20 protein-coding genes and 1 tRNA gene are annotated in these 20569 nt (G+C 70.3%); 4 read left to right on the top strand and 17 right to left on the bottom strand.

Translation table 11 applies throughout. The features are described from left to right. Positions 1-58: 58 nt before the first annotated feature. From KYX17_RS12750 to KYX17_RS12725, 6 genes are all read right to left on the bottom strand, one after another. Positions 59-1627 (bottom strand): FAD-dependent oxidoreductase, encoded by a 1569-nt coding sequence (locus KYX17_RS12750; protein ID WP_243227378.1) that lies wholly within the window; start codon positions 1625-1627, stop codon positions 59-61. Further along, a complete protein-coding gene (locus KYX17_RS12745) occupies positions 1624-2478 on the bottom strand; it encodes an FAD:protein FMN transferase (protein WP_243227377.1) in 855 nt (284 codons plus the stop codon). The genes KYX17_RS12750 and KYX17_RS12745 overlap by 4 nt, the downstream gene beginning before the upstream one ends. Then, complete coding sequence (locus KYX17_RS12740; RefSeq protein ID WP_243227376.1) at positions 2478-2972, bottom strand: FMN-binding protein; 495 nt, start codon at positions 2970-2972, stop codon at positions 2478-2480. The genes KYX17_RS12745 and KYX17_RS12740 overlap by 1 nt, the downstream gene beginning before the upstream one ends. 161 nt (positions 2973-3133) lie before the next feature. Continuing rightward, on the bottom strand, positions 3134-4168 hold the full coding sequence (locus tag KYX17_RS12735; RefSeq protein WP_243227375.1) for a ribose-phosphate diphosphokinase: 1035 nt from the start codon (positions 4166-4168) through the stop codon (positions 3134-3136). Next, positions 4152-5612, bottom strand: coding sequence for a bifunctional UDP-N-acetylglucosamine diphosphorylase/glucosamine-1-phosphate N-acetyltransferase GlmU (glmU, locus tag KYX17_RS12730; protein ID WP_243227374.1), 1461 nt, complete (start codon positions 5610-5612; stop codon positions 4152-4154). The genes KYX17_RS12735 and glmU overlap by 17 nt, the downstream gene beginning before the upstream one ends. Before the next feature lies 1 nt (position 5613). Beyond that, a tRNA-Gln gene (locus KYX17_RS12725) sits at positions 5614-5685 on the bottom strand. Between the two features lie 310 nt (positions 5686-5995). On the opposite strand from KYX17_RS12725, the gene KYX17_RS12720 reads away from it, so the two are divergent. Both KYX17_RS12720 and KYX17_RS12715 read left to right on the top strand, forming a co-directional pair. Then, the gene (locus tag KYX17_RS12720; RefSeq protein WP_243227373.1) at positions 5996-6493 is read left to right on the top strand and encodes a MarR family winged helix-turn-helix transcriptional regulator; all 498 of its coding nucleotides are present in this window, start codon (positions 5996-5998) and stop codon (positions 6491-6493) included. Further along, positions 6490-7014 carry a hypothetical protein gene (locus tag KYX17_RS12715; protein WP_243227372.1) on the top strand — a complete coding sequence of 175 codons (525 nt, stop codon included), beginning with the start codon at positions 6490-6492 and terminating at the stop codon, positions 7012-7014. Before KYX17_RS12720 ends, KYX17_RS12715 begins: the two co-directional genes overlap by 4 nt. A 10-nt stretch (positions 7015-7024) precedes the next feature. On the opposite strand, the gene KYX17_RS12710 is transcribed toward KYX17_RS12715, so the two are convergent. Next, positions 7025-7894, bottom strand: coding sequence for an SDR family oxidoreductase (locus KYX17_RS12710; protein WP_243227371.1), 870 nt, complete (start codon positions 7892-7894; stop codon positions 7025-7027). 127 nt (positions 7895-8021) lie between these two features. Between KYX17_RS12710 and KYX17_RS12705 the strand changes: the two genes are divergently transcribed. After that, a complete protein-coding gene (locus KYX17_RS12705) occupies positions 8022-9821 on the top strand; it encodes an ABC-F family ATP-binding cassette domain-containing protein (protein ID WP_243227370.1) in 1800 nt (599 codons plus the stop codon). Between the two features lie 19 nt (positions 9822-9840). Here the strand turns inward: KYX17_RS12705 and KYX17_RS12700 are convergent, their stop codons facing one another. The 9 genes from KYX17_RS12700 to KYX17_RS12660 all read right to left on the bottom strand — a co-directional run bounded on the left by KYX17_RS12700 (position 9841) and on the right by KYX17_RS12660 (position 17849). Then, positions 9841-10833, bottom strand: coding sequence for an NAD-dependent epimerase/dehydratase family protein (locus KYX17_RS12700; protein WP_243227369.1), 993 nt, complete (start codon positions 10831-10833; stop codon positions 9841-9843). A gap of 146 nt (positions 10834-10979) precedes the next feature. Then, the gene (locus tag KYX17_RS12695; protein WP_243227368.1) at positions 10980-11894 is read right to left on the bottom strand and encodes an ABC transporter substrate-binding protein; all 915 of its coding nucleotides are present in this window, start codon (positions 11892-11894) and stop codon (positions 10980-10982) included. A gap of 40 nt (positions 11895-11934) precedes the next feature. Next, positions 11935-12657, bottom strand: a complete 723-nt coding sequence (locus KYX17_RS12690; protein ID WP_243227367.1) for an ABC transporter permease — start codon at positions 12655-12657, stop codon at positions 11935-11937. Beyond that, positions 12654-13334, bottom strand: coding sequence for an ABC transporter permease (locus KYX17_RS12685; RefSeq protein WP_243227366.1), 681 nt, complete (start codon positions 13332-13334; stop codon positions 12654-12656). Before KYX17_RS12685 ends, KYX17_RS12690 begins: the two co-directional genes overlap by 4 nt. 1 nt (position 13335) lies before the next feature. Beyond that, on the bottom strand, positions 13336-14157 hold the full coding sequence (locus KYX17_RS12680; protein ID WP_243227365.1) for an ABC transporter ATP-binding protein: 822 nt from the start codon (positions 14155-14157) through the stop codon (positions 13336-13338). Between the two features lie 19 nt (positions 14158-14176). Then, entirely contained in the window at positions 14177-14479 is a 303-nt protein-coding gene (locus KYX17_RS12675) for a DUF427 domain-containing protein (RefSeq protein ID WP_243227364.1), read from the bottom strand. A 118-nt stretch (positions 14480-14597) separates the two neighbouring features. Continuing rightward, a complete protein-coding gene (locus tag KYX17_RS12670; RefSeq protein ID WP_243227363.1) occupies positions 14598-15905 on the bottom strand; it encodes a GNAT family N-acetyltransferase in 1308 nt (435 codons plus the stop codon). Between the two features lie 28 nt (positions 15906-15933). Continuing rightward, complete coding sequence (locus KYX17_RS12665; protein ID WP_243227362.1) at positions 15934-16866, bottom strand: 4-(cytidine 5'-diphospho)-2-C-methyl-D-erythritol kinase; 933 nt, start codon at positions 16864-16866, stop codon at positions 15934-15936. Next, positions 16863-17849, bottom strand: coding sequence for an aldo/keto reductase (locus KYX17_RS12660; RefSeq protein ID WP_243228176.1), 987 nt, complete (start codon positions 17847-17849; stop codon positions 16863-16865). The genes KYX17_RS12665 and KYX17_RS12660 overlap by 4 nt, the downstream gene beginning before the upstream one ends. Positions 17850-18008: 159 nt before the next feature. Here KYX17_RS12660 and KYX17_RS12655 point away from each other — a divergent pair, with 159 nt between their 5' ends. Continuing rightward, the gene (locus tag KYX17_RS12655) at positions 18009-19586 is read left to right on the top strand and encodes a stealth conserved region 3 domain-containing protein (protein ID WP_243227361.1); all 1578 of its coding nucleotides are present in this window, start codon (positions 18009-18011) and stop codon (positions 19584-19586) included. Here KYX17_RS12655 and KYX17_RS12650 read toward each other — a convergent pair. After that, positions 19537-20454 carry a phosphodiesterase gene (locus KYX17_RS12650; protein ID WP_243227360.1) on the bottom strand — a complete coding sequence of 306 codons (918 nt, stop codon included), beginning with the start codon at positions 20452-20454 and terminating at the stop codon, positions 19537-19539. The genes KYX17_RS12655 and KYX17_RS12650 overlap by 50 nt on opposite strands. Positions 20455-20569 lie beyond the last annotated feature (115 nt).

The following is a 20569-nucleotide window of genomic DNA, read 5'->3' as shown; positions in this document are numbered from 1 at the left end:
CGGGCCCCGACGCCAGGACCCGAGCGCCGAATCCCCCGGGAGCCGAGGCGACGCGGGGTCAGTAGCCGCTGAAGGCGTCCGTCGTGATCCCGCGGGCCTTCTCGAGCGCGGGCGCGAGGTCGGCGATCAGCCGCGGCGGGCCGGAGACGTACGCGTGGCGCTGGCCGATGTCGGGCACGACGCGGGCGAGATGCCCGGCATCGATGCGCTCGGGACCGGCCCACGTCCAGTTCGCGGGCAGCGTTCCCGGATCGTCCGGCGTGAACACGACGACCGGCATCCCGGATGCGGCGAGGTCGTCACGGAACACGAGCTGACCGGCATCCGACGCCACGAACACGAGCACGATGTCGCGGCGCACGCCACTCGCCGTGAGATGACGCAACTGCGACACGAACGGTGTCACCCCGATGCCGGCAGCCACCAGCAGCACGGGTCGCGAGGTGTCCTTCGGCAGCACGAAGTCACCCCAGATCCCCGTGACGGCCAGCTTGCTGCCCGGCTGCACCTCGCCGAGCGCCTTCTTGTACGAACTCTGCGGCCCCACGCCGTCGCGGTACGCGACACGGACGGTGGGCAGGTCCTCGGGCGCGGAGACGATGCTGAACTCCCGTCGGGTTCCTCGGGCGTCGGCGCGGCGGTGCGGCACATCGAGCTCGAGGTACTGCCCCGCCCGGAAGGCGAGACCGCGCTCGGCTCGGAACACCAGCTCGCGCACCGTGGCGCTGGGCGACCGGCGCTCCACGAGGGTGAGACGCACGGCCTGGCGCAGGCAGAACAGGAACGCGATCAGGTTGCCGATCAGCAGCGCCCGCTCCTGCCCCAGCGTCATGTACCCGACCGGGATCGGCCAGCCCGCCAGCACGCCGACAACGGCCGCCACCGTGTACTGCTGCCAGCGCCGCGGGGGCAGCGTCAACGGCTCCGAGAGCATGAACGCCCCCAGGAAGAGGAACGGGGATGCGGTCAGCACCTGTCCGATGACGGTCCCCACATCGATGGCGAGTCCCGCCTGCTGGTACTGAACGAAGACCCGGACGAGGTTGACGACGACGGCGACCACGAAGAAGAGCCCGACGACGCGAATCTTCTCGGTGCGCCAGAGCACGACGAGCCCGAGCAGCAGCACCGGCCCGAACAGGACGGGCGTCCCCACCCACCACGCGGAACCGCCGATGCCCGAATCCAGCGGCAGGAGCGCGGACACGATCGTCACGACCGTCGCCCCTACGGCCGCCGGGTTGAAGATGTGGCGGCCACGCCAGGCGAGCAGGTACTTGGAGACGGATGCGGCCAGCGCGGCGATCGCGATGCCCACGAGCCCCATCGGCTCGATCGTCGGCCGCAGCACGAACAGCAGGATCACGGAGGTGATCAGTGTGGACTCGGTGCGCAGCGGCAGATGGAGCAGTCGCTGCGCGGTCGTGTCGGCGAGGACGCCGACGATCATCAGCACGGCCGCGGTGACCAGCAGCTCCCACGGAGTGGGGACGACGAGGCCGAAGAAGGAGAGCACGAATGCGATGGCGGCGAGCACGCCCAGCGCGAGCTGGACGAGCCGATACATCGACAGGCGCCCGAACAGTGCGGTGACCCGATTCGCGCCGGCGGTGAAGGAGGCGATCACAGGAACAACTCGGCTTTCTGGTCTGCTGACCATTCGACGGTGCCGTCGGTGGTCATTCTCACCCACGACACCCCCCAGTCGGCGGCCAGCTCCGGGCCGCCGTCGAAGAAGAGTGCGGTCGCCGCCGCGTCGGCGTGCATCGCATCGGATGCCAGCGCCCAGGTCGCGGCGATCGTGCGCACCGGGACACCGGTACGGGCGTCGAGCACGTGGTGGAGGCCCTCGCCCCACGCGCGGCGGTTGATCGCGGAGGCGCACAGGGCCGCATCCTCGACCTCGAACACGCCGATCGCCCGCGACGGGGCGAAGGGATGCTCGAGGCCGACTCTGATAGGTCCGCCGCGCACGGCCATGTCTCCGCTCGCGTCGACGACGAAGCCACCGGCCACGGATCCCTCGAGGATCTCGGCGACGAGGTCGACCAGGCGTCCTTTGCCGAGCGCGCCCACGTCCAGCAGCGCCGGCTGCGCGAGTCGCAGCCTCTGCGCGTCCCACTCGAGCACCTGCCGCCACGACGGCGCGGGAGCGGCCCCTCGGTCGACGAACGAATAGGCGGCGTCGTATCCGCGACGGGCGAGGCTCTCCCCCACCAGCGGATTCACCGCGCCGGCAGTGGCGGCGTCGAGCTCGCGGTACGCGTCGAGCATCGCCGCCGCGTCAGCCGGCGCGGCCGCCTCGCCGCCGTCGACGGCGAGGCGGCTCACGAGGGAGTCCGGGCGGAACCTCGACCACTCCTCGTCGAAGCCCGCGATGACGGAGCGGATGCGCGTGCGGGTCGGGTCGGCGACGGGCTCGGCTGTCTCGATCTCCCAGCGGGTGCCGATCGCATCGAACCCCCACAGCTCGGGCATCAGGCCTTCGCTTCGGTCTTGATCTCCTCGATGGCCTTGTTGAAGCCGCCGCTCGTGAGCGACGAGCCGGCCACACGACTGACCGAGATCTCATCGATGTCCTTGCCCACGACGACGTCGGAGATGCCCCCGATGAACTGAGACTGGTACTGCTGCGACTCGCGCGCCTGCGGATCTCCGGTCACCTCGACCGAGGTGATGACGTCGTCGGCCAGGGTGACGGTGACGCTGATCTCTTCGACGCTCTCGGGCGTCTGGTAGGAACCGGACGCCGTATAGGTGCCGTCCGTGTACGTCGTGGTCCCGGTCGAGCTGCTGGTCGAGCTCTCGGTCGTCGCTGTCGAGCTGCTCGAGCTCGGCGTCGACGCGGTCTCCGTGCTGGTTGACGCGGTGTCGGCCTGCGAGGAGCAGCCGGCCAGAGCGAAGGCTCCAGCGACGCCGATGACGGCGGCGGCAGTGCGGACGGGGCGGGGTACGGCGTTCGTGCGGATCATTTCGGTCCTCCTGGATGCGGTGCCTCGACAGACGAGCCCGGCGTTCGCCGTGCACGTCCCTCGCGCTGTCGTAGCCGTCCGCTTCATGCGGCGGCATAGACCATCCTGCGCAGCGGACTTTTGCGACCGCTATGAATCCCGGGGAATGTGGCTAAGAACCGTCAGGCGGCGCCGTCGAACATGCTCGTGACCGAGCCGTCCTCGAAGACCTCGCGGATCGCGCGGCCCAGAAGCGGAGCGATCGGGAGCACGGTCAGCGCGGGGAAACGCTTCTCTTCGGGAAGCGGGATGGTGTCGGTCACCACGACCTCGTCGATAGACGCATCCTGCAGGCGTTCGACGGCGGGATCGCTGAACACGGCGTGCGTGGCGGCGACGATGACGCGCTCTGCGCCGCTGGCCTTGAGCGCCTGCGCCGCCTTGACGATCGTGCCACCGGTGTCGATCATGTCGTCGACCAGCAGGCACACGCGGCCCGCGACTGAGCCGACGATCTCGTTGACGGTGACCTGGTTGGCGACGTTGGGGTCGCGACGCTTGTGGATGATGGCCAGCGGAGCGCCGAGGCTGTCCGACCACGTGTCGGCCACCCGCACCCGGCCGGTGTCCGGGGAGACGACCGTGAGCTTCGCACGGTCTTCGGGGGTCAGGGTGCGCTCGAAGTACTCGAGGAGCACCGGCTTCGCGAACAGGTGGTCGACGGGACCGTCGAAGAAGCCCTGGATCTGAGCGGCGTGCAGATCGACGCTCATGACGCGGTCGGCGCCCGCGGTCTTCAGCAGGTCGGCGACCAGGCGGGCGCTGATCGGTTCGCGACCGCGGCCCTTCTTGTCCTGACGGGAGTACGGGAAGTACGGCGCCACGACGGTGATGCGCTTGGCGGATGCGCGCTTGGCCGCATCCAGCATGATGAGCGTCTCCATGAGCCACTCGTTGACCGGCGGGCCGAAGCTCTGCAGCAGGAAGAAGTCGCAACCGCGGATCGAGACCTCGAAGCGGGTCAGGATCTCGCCGGAGGCGAAGGTGCGGTACTCGGTGGGAACGAGCTGCGTACCCAGCTGCGCGGCAACCTCGGTCGCCAGCTCGGGGTGCGAGCGCCCCGAAGCCACGACGAGACGCTTCTTGGTCTTGGCGACCAGTCCCGGAGCGATTCCGCGCTCGCGATCCAGGTCGACCGTCTTATCTTTGCGTGCCATCGCCAGCTTCCTGTGCGGTCCGTGCGCGCTTCGCCGCATCAGCTGCGGCCGTGCCCGGCCTGTTGTTCTCGACCCATCCCTCGACGTTGCGCTGAGGGGCGACGCTGAGAGCCAGGGCACCGGCCGGAACATCCTTGCGGATGACAGCTCCGGCACCGGTTTTCGCGCCGTCTCCGATCTTAACCGGCGCCACGAACACATTGTGCGAACCGCTGTGCACCTCGTCACCGATCTCGGTGCGGTGCTTGGAGACATCGTCGTAGTTCGCGGTGATGGCGCCGGCGCCAAGGTTGACGCCGCGGCCGATCGTCGTGTCGCCGATGTAGGAGAGGTGGGGCACCTTGCTGCCCTCGCCGATCTGCGAGTTCTTCGTCTCGACGAACGTGCCGATCTTGCCGTCGGCCGCGAGCGTCGTTCCGGGCCGAAGGTAGGCGAACGGCCCGACGTTCGCGCGCGGTCCGATGACGGCCAGGGTCGCATCCGTGCGACGAACGACCGCATCCTCGCCGACCTCGCAATCGGTGAGGCTCGTGTCGGGGCCGATCGTCGCGCCCGCGGCGACGGACGTCGCCCCCAGCAGATACGTCCCCGGGAGGACCGTCACGTCCTCGGCGAGGGTCGCGTCGACGTCGATCCAGGTCGTCGCGGGATCCAGGATGCTGGCGCCCGCCAGCTGCCAGCGACGCACCGTGCGGGCGTTGAGGATGCGGGCGGCCTCGGCGAGCTGCACCCGGTCGTTCACGCCGAGGGCGGCGGCCGGATCCGGCGACTGTCCGACGGCGATGCGCTCACCGGCGCGTCGGGCCAACGCCACGACGTCCGTAAGGTACTTCTCGCCCTGCGCGTTGGCCTGGCCGACATCCGGGAGGTGACGGCGCAGCGCCGCGGCACGGAAGATGTAGACGCCCGCGTTGATCTCGGCGACCTCGGCCTCGTGGTCGGTCGCATCCTTCTGCTCGACGATGCGCTCCACATCGCCCGACGCGTCGCGCAGCACCCGGCCGTAGCCGGTGGGGTCGGTCAGGACCGCGCTGAGCAGCGTCACGGCCGCGTCGCGCGCCCGGTGGGTCTCGACGAGCGCCTGCAGCGTCTCGGCCTCGAGCAGCGGCACGTCGCCGCTCAGCACGAGCACGTCGCCGTCGAAGGCGTCGAGGCCCGCAAGGCCGAGCTCGACGGCGCGTCCGGTGCCGGGGATCTCATCCTGATCGACGACGACCGCGTCGGGTGCGAGGGCGGCGACCGCCTCGGCGACGAGGGTGCGCTCGTGCCGCACCACGACCGCCACGCGCGCCGGTTCGAGGGCGCGCGCCGTGCGCAGCACGTGACCGACGAGCGGTTGCCCGGCGAGCGGATGCAGCACCTTGGGAAGACGGGAACGCATGCGCGTTCCCTGACCGGCGGCGAGGACGATGACGGCGAGAGGCGCCGTGAGCGATTCCGACATGCTCCGCCGCCAGGACTCGAACCTAGACCTCACAGCTCCAAAGGCTGTCGTGCTGCCATTACACCACGGCGGACCGCCCGCACTCGGGCGGGCTCCCCCAGTCTGCCACCTGAGGCCCGACCCGCCCGCATCCGCTCCTCCGCCGCGGTGCACGGGCGGCGGCGTGGGCGCACCGCGTCCGCCCGCGGCCGCGGCACCTCACGTCCCGCGAGACCGCATCTTTCGCACGAGATCACGGGTAATGACAGTGATCTCGTGCTCGAAATGCAGTCTCGCGGGCAAGAGAGGGGGAAAGAGGGCGAGCGGTCAGTGGGGTGAGAGGGGGAAGAGCGGGGGAAGGATGCGGGTGCACGGAGGTGAGTGCCTGTCGCCATAATGGCCTCATGGCGACAGAGAGCGACGAGGTCGACCGCATCGTCGGGTCGTGGATGACCCAGCGCCCGGACCTCGACTTCTCGCCGCTCGAGGTGCTCTCGCGCGTCGACCGCCTCTCGCGCCACCTCGACCGCGCCCGACGCGAGGCGTTTCGCCGCAGCGACCTGGAGCCGTGGGAGTGGGACGTGCTCTCCGCGCTGCGGCGCTCCGGCGAGCCGTACCAGCTCAGCCCCAAGCAGCTGCTGCAGCAGACGCTCGTCTCCAGCGGCACCATGACCAATCGCATCGACCGGCTCGTGGGGCGCCGGCTCGTGCGCCGCGAGGCGGATCCGGCCGACGGCCGGAGCGTGCACGTGATCCTCACCGACGAGGGCCGTACCCGCGTCGACGCGGCCATCACCCGCCTGGTCGATGCGGAGGCCCTGCTGCTGCAGCGACTCTCGCGCAGCGACCGGGACCGCCTCGCCGCCCTCCTTCGCAAACTCTCCCTGGGATTCGACACATGAGCGACGACACGATCGCAGCCCCCGCCCCGGATGCGGCTCGGCACCGCAAGCTGCAGCGCTGGTTCGACAACCGCTTCCGCACCCCCGTCGCCGTCTACGGCCTCATCGTCTACACGACGGTCGTGCTGATCGCCGATGAGGAAGGCCCCGTCAGCGAGCTGCTCTCGGTAGCCATCAGCAGCCTCGTCGTCTTCTACCTCGCGCACGTGTTCGCGCACACCCTCTCGGACCACGGTCGCCACGGCCTCGGCGCCGCGACACGGCTCGCCTTCGTCCACTCGCTCGGCATGCTCTACGCGTGCGCGCCGTCCACGATCGCCATGATCATCACGGCGTTCTTCACCTCGGACGCGGGCGACGTTCAGGATGCCGGCATCTGGGCGGCTATCGCGATGCTCGCCATCCTCGGTTTCTCCGCCTACACCCGCACCGGTGCGAAGCTCTGGGTGCGCCTGCTCGGCGCCGTCGGCACCGCGTTCCTGGGACTGCTCGTGGTGATGCTGGAGTTCTTGTTGCACTGAACGACGGCGCTCAGCCCAGCGAGAAGCCTCCGTCGCCGGTGAGCACCTGACCCACCACCCAGCTTCCTGCGGCGCTGGTCAGCCAGGCGATCAGTTCCGCCGCGTCCTCGGGTCGACCGAAGCGTCCGAACGGGGTCGTCCGGAGGTACTCCTCGACGCCGTCCAGCGGACGGTCCGCGGTCTCGGCGTCCAGGTAGCCGGTGTTCACCGGACCCGGGTTCACCGTGTTCAGCACGATGCCGAGCTCCAGCAGCTCCGCCGCAACGGATGCGGTGATGCCGGCGAGCGCGGCCTTGCTCGTGGCGTAGGCGATCTCTCCCCGCATCGGCCCGTGGATCTGACCCGAGGTCATCCAGATGACGTGGCCCTGCGGCGCAGCGTAGGGCTTCGCCCCGCTCACGCGCTCCCCGGGGCGCCGCTGCTCGTCCCGACTCGGAGCCTTGCGGCGGGCGAACTCCGCCGTCAGCAGCAGCGTCGATCGCGCGTTCACCTGCCAGAACGCGTCGAGACGCTCGGGGGTCATATCGAGGATGCTGCCGTCGTCGCCGCTCTTGGCGTGATTGCAGACGAGGATGTCGACGGTGCCCGTCGCAGCGGCGGCTGCATCCATCACCCGACCGATCGCCTCGGCGTCGGCGAGATCCGCGCCGATGTCGGTCAGCGTCGCTCCGGGCGTGAGCTCGGATCGGATGCCGGCGCGGACCGCGTCGAGGTCGTCGGCGCCCCACGGCTGGTCGGCGTCGTGTGGACGGTGGTGCTGAACGACGAGATGCGCGCCGCGGGCGGCGAGTGAGCGGGCGACGGCGTAGCCGATGCCGCGTCGGCGGGAGACGCCGGTGACGAGAGCGGTGCGGCCGCTCAGAGGAAGATCTGCATGCATGGGTGGACCCTTTCCGAGGCGCGCGTGTGCGCGTGTGCGGGAGAAGAAGGCGGGTCACCGGCATTGCATGCTGCGAGCGTACCAACCGCATCGAGCGCGCAGGGCGGTCATCTAGCCTGGAAGCAACATGGCTCATCTACTCGGCGGCGAAGCACTCCATCTCGAATACCCGACGAAGGTCGTCTTCGACTCCGTCTCGCTCGGCGTGAACGAGGGCGACCGCATCGGCATCGTCGGCCGCAACGGCGACGGCAAGTCCACCCTTCTCGGCATGCTCGCCGGCCGCACCGAGCCCGACAGCGGGCGCGTCACCGTCCGCGGCGGGGTCAGCATCGGCGTGCTCGATCAGGCCGACACCCTCGTCGACGGGAGGACGATCGGCGAGAGCGTCGTCGGCGACCGCCCCGAGCACGAGTGGGCCGGCGACGCCCGCGCCCGCGACGTCATCGCGGGGCTGCTCGGCGACCTCGACTGGGATGCGGATGTCGCGACCCTCTCCGGCGGACAGCGGCGACGCGTGGCACTCGCCGCCCTCCTCGCCGGCGACTGGGACGTCATCGCCCTCGACGAGCCGACCAACCACCTCGACGTCGAGGCGATCAGCTGGCTGGCTGCGCACCTGAAGAAGCGGTGGCCCGCGAATGCCGGCGGACTGCTCGTCGTGACCCACGATCGGTGGTTCCTCGACGAGGTGTGCACCGTGACCTGGGAGGTGCACGACCGCATCGTCGAGCCCTTCGAGGGCGGCTACGCCGCATACATCCTGCAGCGCGTCGAGCGCGACCGGCAGGCCGCGGCGATCGAGTCGAAGCGCCAGAACCTGGCCCGCAAGGAGCTGGCGTGGCTGCGGCGCGGCGCACCGGCTCGCACGTCGAAGCCGAAGTTCCGCATCGATGCGGCGAACGAGCTCATCGCCGACGTGCCCGAGTTCCGCGACAGCGTCTCCCTGCGCTCCCTCGCCGTCGCACGACTCGGCAAAGACGTGGTGGATCTGCTCGACGCCTCCGTCTCCTACGGGGATCGCGAGGTGCTGCACGAGGTCGAATGGCGCATCGCCCCGGGCGAGCGCACCGGCATCCTCGGCGTGAACGGAGCCGGCAAGTCCACTCTGCTCGGGCTCGTCTCGGGCGAGATCGCACCGACCGCGGGACGGGTGAAGCGCGGCAAGACCGTGCAGGTCGCGACGCTCTCGCAGCGTATGGACGAACTCGACGAGCACCTCGACTCCCCCGTGCGCGTCGTGCTCGCGGGCCTGCGGACGACGTACTCGTTCGGGGCGGGGTCGAAGGCGCAGGAGCTCACCCCCGGCCAGTTGCTCGAGCGCCTGGGCTTCTCCAGCGCGCAGCTCTCGACGCCCGTGAAGGACCTCTCGGGAGGTCAGAAGCGCCGGCTGCAGCTGCTGCTCGTGCTGCTGTCGCAGCCCAACGTGCTGATCCTCGACGAGCCGACCAACGACCTCGACACCGACATGCTCGCCGCCATGGAGGATCTGCTCGACTCCTGGCCGGGCACCCTCGTCGTCGTCTCGCACGACCGGTACTTCCTCGAGCGCGTCACCGACCAGCAGTACGCGATCCTCGACGGCCGCTTGCGGCACCTGCCCGGCGGCGTCGACGAGTACCTGAAGCTGCGCGCCGCGCAGCCTCGGAGCACGGGCGCGGAACGACAGAGGCCGGCGAACGCGACCGCCGCCTCCCCCGCGCTAGCGGGCGCCGAGCGCCGCGCCGCCGAGAAGGAGCTGTCGGCGATCGACCGGCGCCTCGTGAAGCTGCAAACCGAGATCGCCGCCCTGGACTCCCGGTTCGCCGACGCCCACGACGACTACGACCGCCTGCTCGAGCTGCAGCGCACGCGTGATGCACACGTCGCCGAGGTCGCCACACTCGAAGAACGCTGGCTGGAACTCGGCGAGGCGCTCGACGACTGAGCGCCCCGCCGAAGGTCCGTCAGGCGGGGACAGCCTCGCGCGGGTGCTCGACGCACCAGGCGAGGCAGGCGCGGATCTCGCCCAGCACGTCGTCGGGTTCGACGTCGAGGGCGATCGTGTCGGCCACATCCCCCACCGCGCGCTTCTCACCGAGCAGCGCCGTGTCGGCGGGGTGAAGGCCGAACTCGCGTCCGACCGCCTGCGCCTCGGCCTCGCGGGCCTCGGAGGCGGGAAGCAGGTCGCCCAGCGGCACCACCGCGACATCGTGCGGGTCGCGACCGACCGCCTCGCAGCACAGTTCGAGGAACTGAGAGTGGCTCAGCTCGTACGCGCTCAGGGTGTACCGGCTGCCGTGCGTACCGCGCTCCATCGCACCGACGGCGGCCTGCGCGACCTGGCGCACCGTGACGGCGGACGTGGACCCGCCCAGCACGGGGATCGGACCGGCGCTGGCTGCGACCGCATCCAGCACGGCCTGCCAGCGCGGACGCTGCCCGGCCACGACACCGAAGATGTAGGGCAGGCGCAGCACCATGACATCCATCGCGCCGTCGCCCTCGAGAACGGCGACCTCCTCCTGCGCGTAGCGGGAGCGCGGGTAGGCGTTGCGGGTGCGGAACCCGAGCTCGGGCCAGCGCTCGCCCCACTCGGCGGTGTCGGAGCCGAAGACGATGAAGCGCCGGACGCCGGCCGCGCGCGCGAGGCGTGCGAGGCGCTGCGTCGGCACCACGTTGGCCTCGTAGTAGAAGCGGGATGCGGGAGCGGGCGGGAGCGTGCGCTCATCGGCGCCCATCGCGAAGAACACCGCATCCGTTCCGGTGAGCAGGTCGGTGAGTTCGCCGTCGGTCATCAGGTTCAGGTCGCCCCAGTGGGCGTCGACCTCCACCGGCAGCTCCGGCGCGTCGGTGGCGGGAAGCGCGAGGGTCGCGACCGGATAGCCGCGACGCAGCAGCTCCTGCGTGGTGTGGTAGCCGAGGAGGCCGGTGCCGCCGACGACGAGTGCGCGTTGCATGATGAGCCCTTCCGCGCCGATCCCCTCGGCGCCCTGTGTCTTCGACGCTAGGCGCGCGCATCCGCACGCAGCAGGGGCGAAGGTCCCATGACGGCGAAGGGCCCCCGACGCGGTGCACGCCGGGGGCCCTTCGCTGACGGATGCGGTCAGCTCAGCCCGTTGTCCGCCAGCCACTTCTTCGCGATGTCCGCGGAGGACGACTTGTCGACCGTGCTCTCCACATTCAGCGCGACGAGGCCCTCGGGCGTCAGCGCGGCGCTCACCTTGTTGATGACGTCGGCGATGTCGCCGGCGACGTCCTTGTTGACGAGCGGGACGACGTTCGACGCGAGGAACAGCGACTTCGGGTCCTCCAGGACCTTCAGCTTCTGGGTCTGGATCTGCGGGTCGGCCGTGAACACGTTGGCGACGTTCACCGTGCCGGCCACGAGGTCCTCGACCGTGGTCGCCCCCGTCGCCTGGAAGGTCACGTCGATGCCGTAGGTGCTCTTCAGCCCCGTGGGCCCGTACGGACGGTCGGCGAGCTCGGGCGGGCCGCCCAGGGTCAACGGCTCCGTGACCTTCGAGAGGTCGGCGATCGTCTCCAGCCCCCACTGCTCGGCGAACGCCTCGGTGACCGTGTAGGAGTCCTGGTCGCTCGCGGTCGACTGGTCGAGCACGGTGAGATTGTCGGGCAGGGCGTCCTTGAGCGCGGCGTAGACGTCGTCGGAGGAGCGCGCCTCGGTGTCGGGCTCGAAGAACTGGAGCAGATTACCGGTGTACTCCGGGAACAGCGTGATGGCGCCGCTCTCGAGCTCGGGCAGGTAGGCGTCGCGCTGACCGATCGTGAAGTCACGCTGCACCGTGAAGCCGGCGCCCTCGAGCGCCTGGGCGTAGATCTCCGCGATGATCTCGTTCGAGTAGTAGTCCTGCGAGCCGACGACGATCGTGTCGGACGGCGCCTTCGTCTGGTCGCCGTCGGAGAGCGGGTCGGAAGAGGACGCGCAGCCGGCGAGGGCCAGCGCCGAGGTAAGTGCGACGGCGCCGATGAGGGCGACGCGGCGGCGGAATGCTGTGGACATGGTGTTCCTTCCTGGTGGATTCGGGACGTGTGCGGCAGGCTCAGGCGGCCTGCACGGGTCGGGAGCGCAGTCGCCGCGGCGTGCGCGACGACGCCTGGACACGGATGCCGACGGGCACGGCGGCGCGCTGTGCGAGGGCGAGCAGCGCGTCGAGCACGAGCGCGAGAAGGGCGACGACGATCGCTCCGCCGAGCACCTGGTCGATCCGCCGCAGCGGAATGCCCTGGATGATCGGCAGGCCGAGGCCGCCGAGGCCGACGTAGGCGGCGATCGTCACGGTGGCGACGACCTGCAGCACGGCGGAGCGGATGCCGCCGACCAGCAGCGGCAGGCCGAGCGGGATCTCGACGCGCCACAGGATCTGCCACTCGGTCATGCCCATCGCGCGGGCGGCGTCGATGACACGCCGATCGATCGCTTCGAGGCCGGAGTAGGCGCCGGCGAGCAGCGCCGGGATGGCCAGCACGACGAAGGTCACCACCGCCGCCTCCGGCTTGTGCAGCACGCCCATGAGCAGCACCAGAAGCACCAGGAGTCCGAAGGACGGCACGGCGCGGGCGGCACCCGAGACCGCCACGGCGATCTCACGGCCGCGACCGGTGTGACCGATGGCGAGTCCGGCGGGAATCGCGATCACGCCCGCGATCGCCACCGCCATCGCCGTGTAGCCCAGCTGCTGCAGCAGCAGCACCGGCAGTGCGCTCGGGCCGCTGTACTGCTCGGGCGAGAAGAGCCAGAGGATCGCATCCCAGAAGACGTTCATGCCGCCGCCTCCGCTCGTTCGGCCACGCGCCGACGGGTCGGGCGGGCCGTGCGGCTCCACGGCATCGACAGGCGTCCGAGGAGCACGAGCAGCAGGTCGACGACGAGCGCGAGGATCACGACGGCGACGACACCCGCGAAGACCTCCTCGAGGATGCGGCGCTGCAGGCCGTTCGTGAAGAGATAGCCGAGATTGGTGACGCCGACGAGGATGCCGACCGTGGCGAGCGAAATCGTCGACACCGCTGCGACCCGCAGCCCGGCCAGGATCACGGGCCCTGCCAACGGCAGATCGACGGCGAAGAAGCGTCGGAAGCCGCCGTAGCCCATCGCCGTCGCCGCCTGACGCACGCCCGCATCCACCGAGTCCAGCCCGTCGGTCACGGCGCGCGTGAGGATCGCGATCGCGTAGATCGTGAGACCGACGATGAGGTTGAACTCCGTCGGGATGCGGTAGCCGAGCGCCGTCGGCAACAGGATGAGCAGAGCGAGGGACGGAATCGTGTAGAGCAGCCCGGTGACCGTGATCACCCAGCCGCGCAGCAGGCGATACCGCCACGCCACCCAGCCCAGCGGGATCGACAGGACGAATCCGACGACGATCGCGATGAGGCTCTGGCGCAGGTGGTCGAGAGCCAGCTCCGCGATCATCCCGAGGTTCGCGAGCACCCAGGCCATCTCAGTCGCCGTTCTCGACGAGCGCGCCCTGCGTGCGACCCTCGGCGTCGACGACCACCGTGCGCCCGCCCACCTCTTTGAGTCGCAGCGCGCGCTTGCCCTTGTCGGCGCCGATGAAGGCCGACACGAAGTCGTCGGCGGGCGCCTGCATGATCTCGCTCGGGCTGCCGACCTGGAGCTTCTGCGCCCCCTTCGCGAGGATGACGACCTGATCGCCGAGCAGGAACGCTTCGTCGATGTCGTGCGTGACGAACACGACCGTCTTGTCGAGGTCGCGTTGAAGGCGGATGAGCTCCTGCTGGAGCTCGGCGCGCACGATCGGATCGACCGCGCCGAACGGCTCGTCCATCAGAAGGATGTTGGGGTCTGCGGCGAGGCCGCGGGCGACGCCCACGCGCTGCTGCTGGCCGCCCGAAAGTTGACTCGGGTAGCGATCGGCGAGGGCCGTGTCGAGCCCGACGGTCTCCATGAGCTCGAGCGCCCGGCGCCGCGCGTCACGGCGAGAGGTGCCGTTCAGCACCGGCACGGTGGCGATGTTGTCGGCGACGGTGAAGTGCGGAAGCAGACCGGAGTTCTGCATCACGTAGCCGATCCGCCGGCGCAGCGCCACGGGCGAGCCCGTCGACACGTCTTCGCCGTCGATCTCGATGACGCCCGCTGTCGGCTCGACCATGCGGTTGATCATGCGCAGCAGCGTCGTCTTGCCGCATCCCGACGAGCCCACGAACACCGTGGTCTGGCGCGACGGGATGACCAGGGAGAAGTCTTTGACCGCACGCGTGCCGTCGGGGAACTGCTTGTCGACGCCGCGGAACTCGATCATGCTCGGTCCCGGGCGAGGCTCACTCGGTGACCTCGACTTCTTTCCAGAAGGCCACGTACCCCGAGAAATCCGCACCGACCTTCTCGATCGCGCCCGGGTAGGGCTCGGGATACGACCATGCGCGGTCGGCGAGCTCCCGGCCGTCCGCGGTGACCGTGAAGTAGTGCGCCGCACCCTTCCACGGACAGGTGTACGGCGTCGGGCTGTCGACGAGGACGCCGTCGGTGATGCTCGCCGGCGGGAAGTACCAGTTGCCCTCGATGCGGATCAGATCTTCCTTCGGAGCCTCCGCGAGCACCGTGTCACCCAAAAGAGCCTTCATCGCCGCCTCCCAGCCGCGCCACACCCCCGCAGAACTGCGGAGAAGCACCCACGTTACCGACCCCCGGCGACACCGGCGCCGCAGGTTGCGTTATGGGGCGTCATGTGCTGGCGCTGCGTCAGTACCAGTAGCTCAAGCGGACCGGCAGGTGCCAGCCGAACAAGCGGGCGAGCGTCACAGGATCGTCGGCGTCGATGCGACCGGCCGCGGCGAGGGTCACCGCCGAGACCTGGCCGAGGAAGATCGCGGCGAGCTCCGCGACGCCCAGGCGCGCGTCGGCGGCATCCTCGGTCTTCGTGACCGATGCGGCACCGTCCTCGCCGACCGTGAGGCGGAACCGACCGCCCGCGAGATCCAGCGGATCCTGCACGTCGAGCACGACCGAGCCCGCTCCCTCGTACCGACGCGCTCCCAGCAGAGCGGGCGTATCGAGCACGCGCAGGTAGTGGTGGTCGCGAAGGGTGAGGGTGGCGGCGCGGCGATCCGAGATCATCCACAGCAACGGCTCGTCGACGGACAGCTCGCTGGCACGCACGGTGCCGATCAGATCCATCTCGATGAAGAAGCGCCACAGACCCGCGTAGGCATCCGCATCCGCCGCCATGAGGTTGGCGATCGTCACGCTCGAGCGGGTGAAATCGTCGTGGTTCTCCTCGACGGAGTACAGGGCCAGACCCGTGATCTCACCGGATGCGGCCGCGTACTGCACGGCGCGCGTGTGCCCGGGCTTCTCGGCATCGGCCCGGGTGCCCGCGAAGCGGTCCAGATGTCCGCGGGGCATCTCCACCTCGCCCGGTCGCGTGATCCGGACACGGTCGAACAGCTCGGGCGCGAGCTCGCGCCAGCGCTCGCGGGAGATGAAGTCCACCCGGCCGGAGGGCGCGGGCCCCGCCCACGCCGCGCGCTTGACGTCGATCTGGATGCTCGCCACGGCGACCGCCTGCGCGAATCCGAACCGACCGTAGAGCGTCGACTCGCTCACCGTCAGACTCGCGACCGGCAGCCCGAGCGCCGCTGCCGTGCGCAGCTCGCCCTCCATCATCGCGCGCCAGATACCGCGCCGACGGTGCGTGGGTGCCACCGTGACGGAGCTGATCGCGCAGGAGTCGACGACACCGCCGGGAACGGACAACTCCCCGACCCACGAGGCCAGGGTCCCCACCGGAACCTCGGGCTGCGGGGCGGTGTCGTCGAGCACCGCGACCATCCGGCGGTGCCCGCGAAGCCCCCGACCGGTCTCGCGCTGCACGTCGCTGGGCTCGTCCTCGAGGAACCCGCGGGCGACGGCCGCCTGCCAGCCGTCGAACGCGCGGTCGTCGACGTCTGAGAGACGCACGAGTTGCAGGCCGTCACTCGCCAGACGCGCAGCGGATGCGGCGTCGACCGGCCCCTCGTGCTGACGGACGATGAGGTCGTGGGCAGACATGCGTGTCCTCCTGACGAGCGGCGCGCGCTCACTCGATGATCCGGGCGCCGGGCACCGGCCCGTGCACGTGGTGGGCGACGTGCCCGCTCGCGCTGAGCACGATCTGGAGCTCGATCGCCGCTTCGGCGTCGGCTGCGAGGAAGGCGAGCGTGGGCCCCGACCCTGAGACGAGGCCCACCAGGGCGCCCTCGCGCTCGCCCGCCTCGAGGACGTCGCCGAGCCTCGGACGCAGCGTCAGGGCCGCGACCTGCAGATCATTGCGAGCGGATGAGGCGAGCATGGCGGCATCCCCCGCTCGCAGCGCGTGGAGCACGTCGTTGTCGACCAGCGGCCGACGCGAGGCGGGCGAGATGTCGAGCGCGTGGCGGGCCCGATGCTCGTCAAGCGCGCGGTACACCTCCGGTGTGGACAGGCCGTCCTGGCTCGTGACGATCACCCAGTCGAAGCGTCCTCGGGCGAGAGCGGGACTCAGTTCGTCGCCGCGCCCGACGCCCACCGCCGTGCCGCCCATGAGCGCGAAGGGCACATCGGCTCCCAGCCGCGCGGCGAGCGCGTGGAGCTGCGCCGTTCCCAGCCGGGTGTCCCACAGGGCGTCGCAGGCGAGAAGAGTCGCCGCCGCATCCGCGGACCCGCCTCCCATGCCGCCCGCCACGGGGACGCCCTTGTGGATCTCGAGATGCACCCCGCCCCGATAGCCGGTCTCCGTAGCCAGGAGCCGCGCAGCGCGGACGGCGAGGTTGCGGTCGTCGAGCGGCACGCCGGCCACATCCACCGAACCCGTCACCTCGACGCTGATCGCGTCGGCCGGCGTCGCCCAGACATCCTCGAACGCCGACACGGCCTGGTACGCGCTCGCGACGTCGTGGTAGCCGTCGTCCTGCACCTGACCGACCTCGAGGAAGACGTTGATCTTCCCCGGGGCGCGCACATGGACGCGCGACGACGCTCGCGAGATGCTCACAGCTTCGAGGACACCGCCCAGAGATCGACGTCGATGCCCTCCGCGAGCGCGTCGATGCGCTCGAGCTCCTCCGTGTCGAACGCGGGGCCGGCCAGAGCTGCCAGGTTCTCGTCGATCTGCTCGACGCTCGACGCGCCGATGAGCGCGGACGCGACCGTCGGCTCGCGCAGCACCCACTGGATCGCCATCTGAGCGAGTGTCTGACCCCGCTCCTTCGCCACGACGTTGAGTCCGCGCAGCGCCGCGATCGTGGCGTGCGAGAGCGGCTTGTCGGGAAGCGAGCTGCGGGTCTGCGAGCGACGACCGCGGCCGTCGCCGAGATACTTGCCGGTCAGCAGTCCCTGCGCGAGCGGCGTGAAGGCGATGGCCGACATCTCCTCCTGGCGCAGCACTGCGGTCAGGCCGTCCTCGACCCAGCGGTTGAGGATCGAGTACGCGGGCTGGTGGATCACGAGCGGCGTCCCGAGGCTGCGCGCCACCGCCGAGGCGACGGCGGTGCGCTCGGCGCTGTACGACGAGATGCCGACGTAGAGCGCCTTGCCCTGGCGAACGAGGGTGTCGAGGGCGCCGATGGTCTCCTCGATGGGGGTCACCGGGTCCACCCGGTGCGAGTAGAAGATGTCGACGTAGTCGAGGTTCATCCGCTTCAGGGACTGCTCGGCGCCGGCGAGGATGTGCTTGCGCGAGGCGTAATCGCCGTAGGGGCCGGGCCACATGTCCCAGCCCGCCTTGGACGAGATGATCAGCTCGTCGCGGTAGCGGCCGAAGTCCTCGCGCATCATGCGCCCGAAGTTCGTCTCCGCGGCGCCGTAGGGCGGGCCGTAGTTGTCCGCGAGGTCGAAGTGCGTGATGCCCCTGTCGAAGGAGTGACGCAGGATCTCGCGCTGCTTGTCGAACGCGACGTTGTCGCCGAAGTTCCACCACAGCCCCAGCGAGATCGGCGGCAGATACAGGCCCGATCGGCCGACCTGGCGGTAATCCATCGCACCGTAGCGCTCGTCGGCGGCGGTGTAGGGGCGGTGGATCTCGGGGACGTTCGGACGGAAACGCGGCGCAGTCACCACTGCAGCCTATCCAGGGTGGCCGCGGAGCGCGGCCCCTTGCGAAACTCCCCCGTAATGCGCGCGCTCTACGCTGACGAGATGGTCTCTCTGTCTGCTCTTCCCGCCGACCCCCACCCCTGGGCGGCGCTTCTGACGCGTGAGGACATCGTGCTCGAAGCGGGCATGCTCCACCTCCGTCACGACAATCTCTCCCCGCACGACGCGCACCTCGCAGATCTCGCGATGATCGCGGACGCGTTGACGGATGCCGGCATCGAGCCGCTGCTCGTGCGCCACGGGCTGCGCGACGAGGCGATCGTGGTGGACGTCGCCGATCAGGACCGCGCCTGGAAGGCCGTGACGCGGCTGTGCGTCGGCGAACCGGTGTACGTGAAGCCCAAGGGCCTGAGCGCGGTGCCCGCGCCGGATCACACCCCGCGCCGCGGCGGCCCGAGCGCGCTGCGCGTGTTCCGCCCGCGGCTGGCCGGATCGCTGCGGTACGGCGCGTCGCACGGCGTACGCCTGGAGTTCTGGCGCTTCGGCGCCGAGACGGTCGAGGCCCCGCACGCCAACGCGCTGACCCGCCGCATCATCGCCGCCGCCGACATCGAGCGCGTCAGCATCCAGCGTCATGGCCGCACATGGCAGAGCCTGCGGGGCATGTTCGACCCGCATCCGAACGAGATGGTCGACGACATCGACATGGTCTTCTCGTGGGTCGACGGCTCGTCGAGCGAGTTCCAGCGCCAGCGCGCGGCCCAGATGGCCGGTTACGTGGTCGGCGAAGGCGATGACGGGCCGGCCCGCTACCGGCACGTCGACGAACTGCGCTACGCGCTGCGCAGCGTGTACATGTACGCGCCGTGGGTGCGTCGCATCTTCATCGCCACCGATTCGCCGACGCCGTCCTGGCTCGCCGACCACCCGCGGGTGAGAGTCGTGCGCAGCGAGGAGTTCTTCGCCGACACCTCGGTGCTGCCGATCCACAACTCGCACGCGGTCGAGGCGCAGCTGCACCGCATCGACGGTCTCGCCGAGCACTTCCTCTACTCGAACGACGACATGTTCTTCGGGCGGCCCGTCGCGCCGGAGCTGTTCTTCTCCCCCGCCGGCGTCTCGCAGTTCGTGGAGTGCGACGTGCGCATCGGTACGGGGCCGAACGCTCCGCACCGCAGCGGCCACGACAACGCGCTGCGGGTGAACCGGGAGCTTCTGCGCGAGCGCTTCGGACGCACCATCACGCACGATCTCGAGCACTGCGCCACGCCGCTTCGGCGCAGCGTCATGGCCGAGCTGGAGCAGACGTTCGCCGAGGACTTCGCGCGCACCGCCGCATCCCGGTTCCGCTCTGCCACCGACATCTCGGTGACGAACAGCCTGTACCACTACTACGCGGCCTTCACCGGTCGCGCGGTCGCCACGACCGCGCCGCGCACCCGCTACTACCAGACGACCATGGCGGAGTCGCTGCGACGCATGAGCCGGCTGGCCGAGCGCCGCGACATCGACATGTTCTGCCTCAATGACGGCGGCTCAGCCGAGGTTCCGGAGGAGGTGCGCGTACGGGTGGTCACAGAGCTCCTGGAGCGCATGTTCCCGGTGCGCGCCCCGTGGGAGCTTCCCGCGGTCAGCGAAGGATCGGGATGGGAGCGGTCGGAGGCGTCCGCCCTGCGCTGACGTCCTGGGCGATGCCCGCCGAGTGCAGGCGGCGCTGCGCCTCGAGCGGATCGATGTACTCGAGCGGATGCGGCGCGTCGACCGTGACGACGGAATGCACGACGGTCTCGGCGAACACGTGCACCAGGTTGTACGACTGTGCGCCGTCCTGCGGACGGGTGCCTCCGACGGGGACCGTGAGATCCTGCGCGTAGCAGGTCGATGAGGCGACCGAGACCGGGATGCCGGCGAACGTCGCGAAGGTCGAATAGTGCAGATGACCGGCGATGATCGCCCGCACGTCGCTCCCGCGCAGCACCTCGGCGAGCGCGCGCTGATCGCGCAGCTCGACGCTGGCCGCGAGCGGCAGCACGCTCGGCACGGGCGGGTGGTGCATGGCGAGGATCGTGCCCAGCGGCGCCGGCTGTGCCAGCTGCTCCCGGAGCCACGCGAGCTGCGCAGGGCGCAGTTCGCCGTGGTGCGCGCCGGGGACGGTGGTGTCGAGCGTGATGAGGCGAAGTCCGTCGATCTCATCGACGCGGTCGAAGGGGGTCGTGGCGGGGGCCGCATCCAGCAGGCGCGCGCGGAACGCGCCGCGCTCGTCGTGGTTGCCCATCACCCAGAACACCGGCGCGTCCAGCTGCCGGGCGAACGGCTCGACGAGGCCGCGCAGGGCCGTGTAGGCATCCGCCTCGCCCAGATCGACGAGGTCGCCCGTGAAGACGATGCCGTCGGGGCGGATGCCGCTCGCCTCGATGCGCTCGAGGGCCCGCTCGAGCAGGCGGAGTCCGTCGACGCGGTCGAACAGCTTCGGCCCCGGCGCTCGCAGATGGGTGTCGCTCAGGTGCAGCAGTACGCGTTCCGCCGCCGGATACTCCCCAGCACGCATCGGTCCGTCCCTTTCACGGGCCGCTCGGGCGCGACCATCGCTCCCGCGAATGTTACCGGCATGTTTCGTACCGGTGGCTGAACACACGGTAAATCCCTCAGTTGCAGCCGGTGAC

The organism is Microbacterium sp. CIAB417, assembly GCF_022788845.1.
Note: the sequence above shows the minus strand (reverse complement) of the source record. Positions and strands in the feature narration are given on the sequence as shown.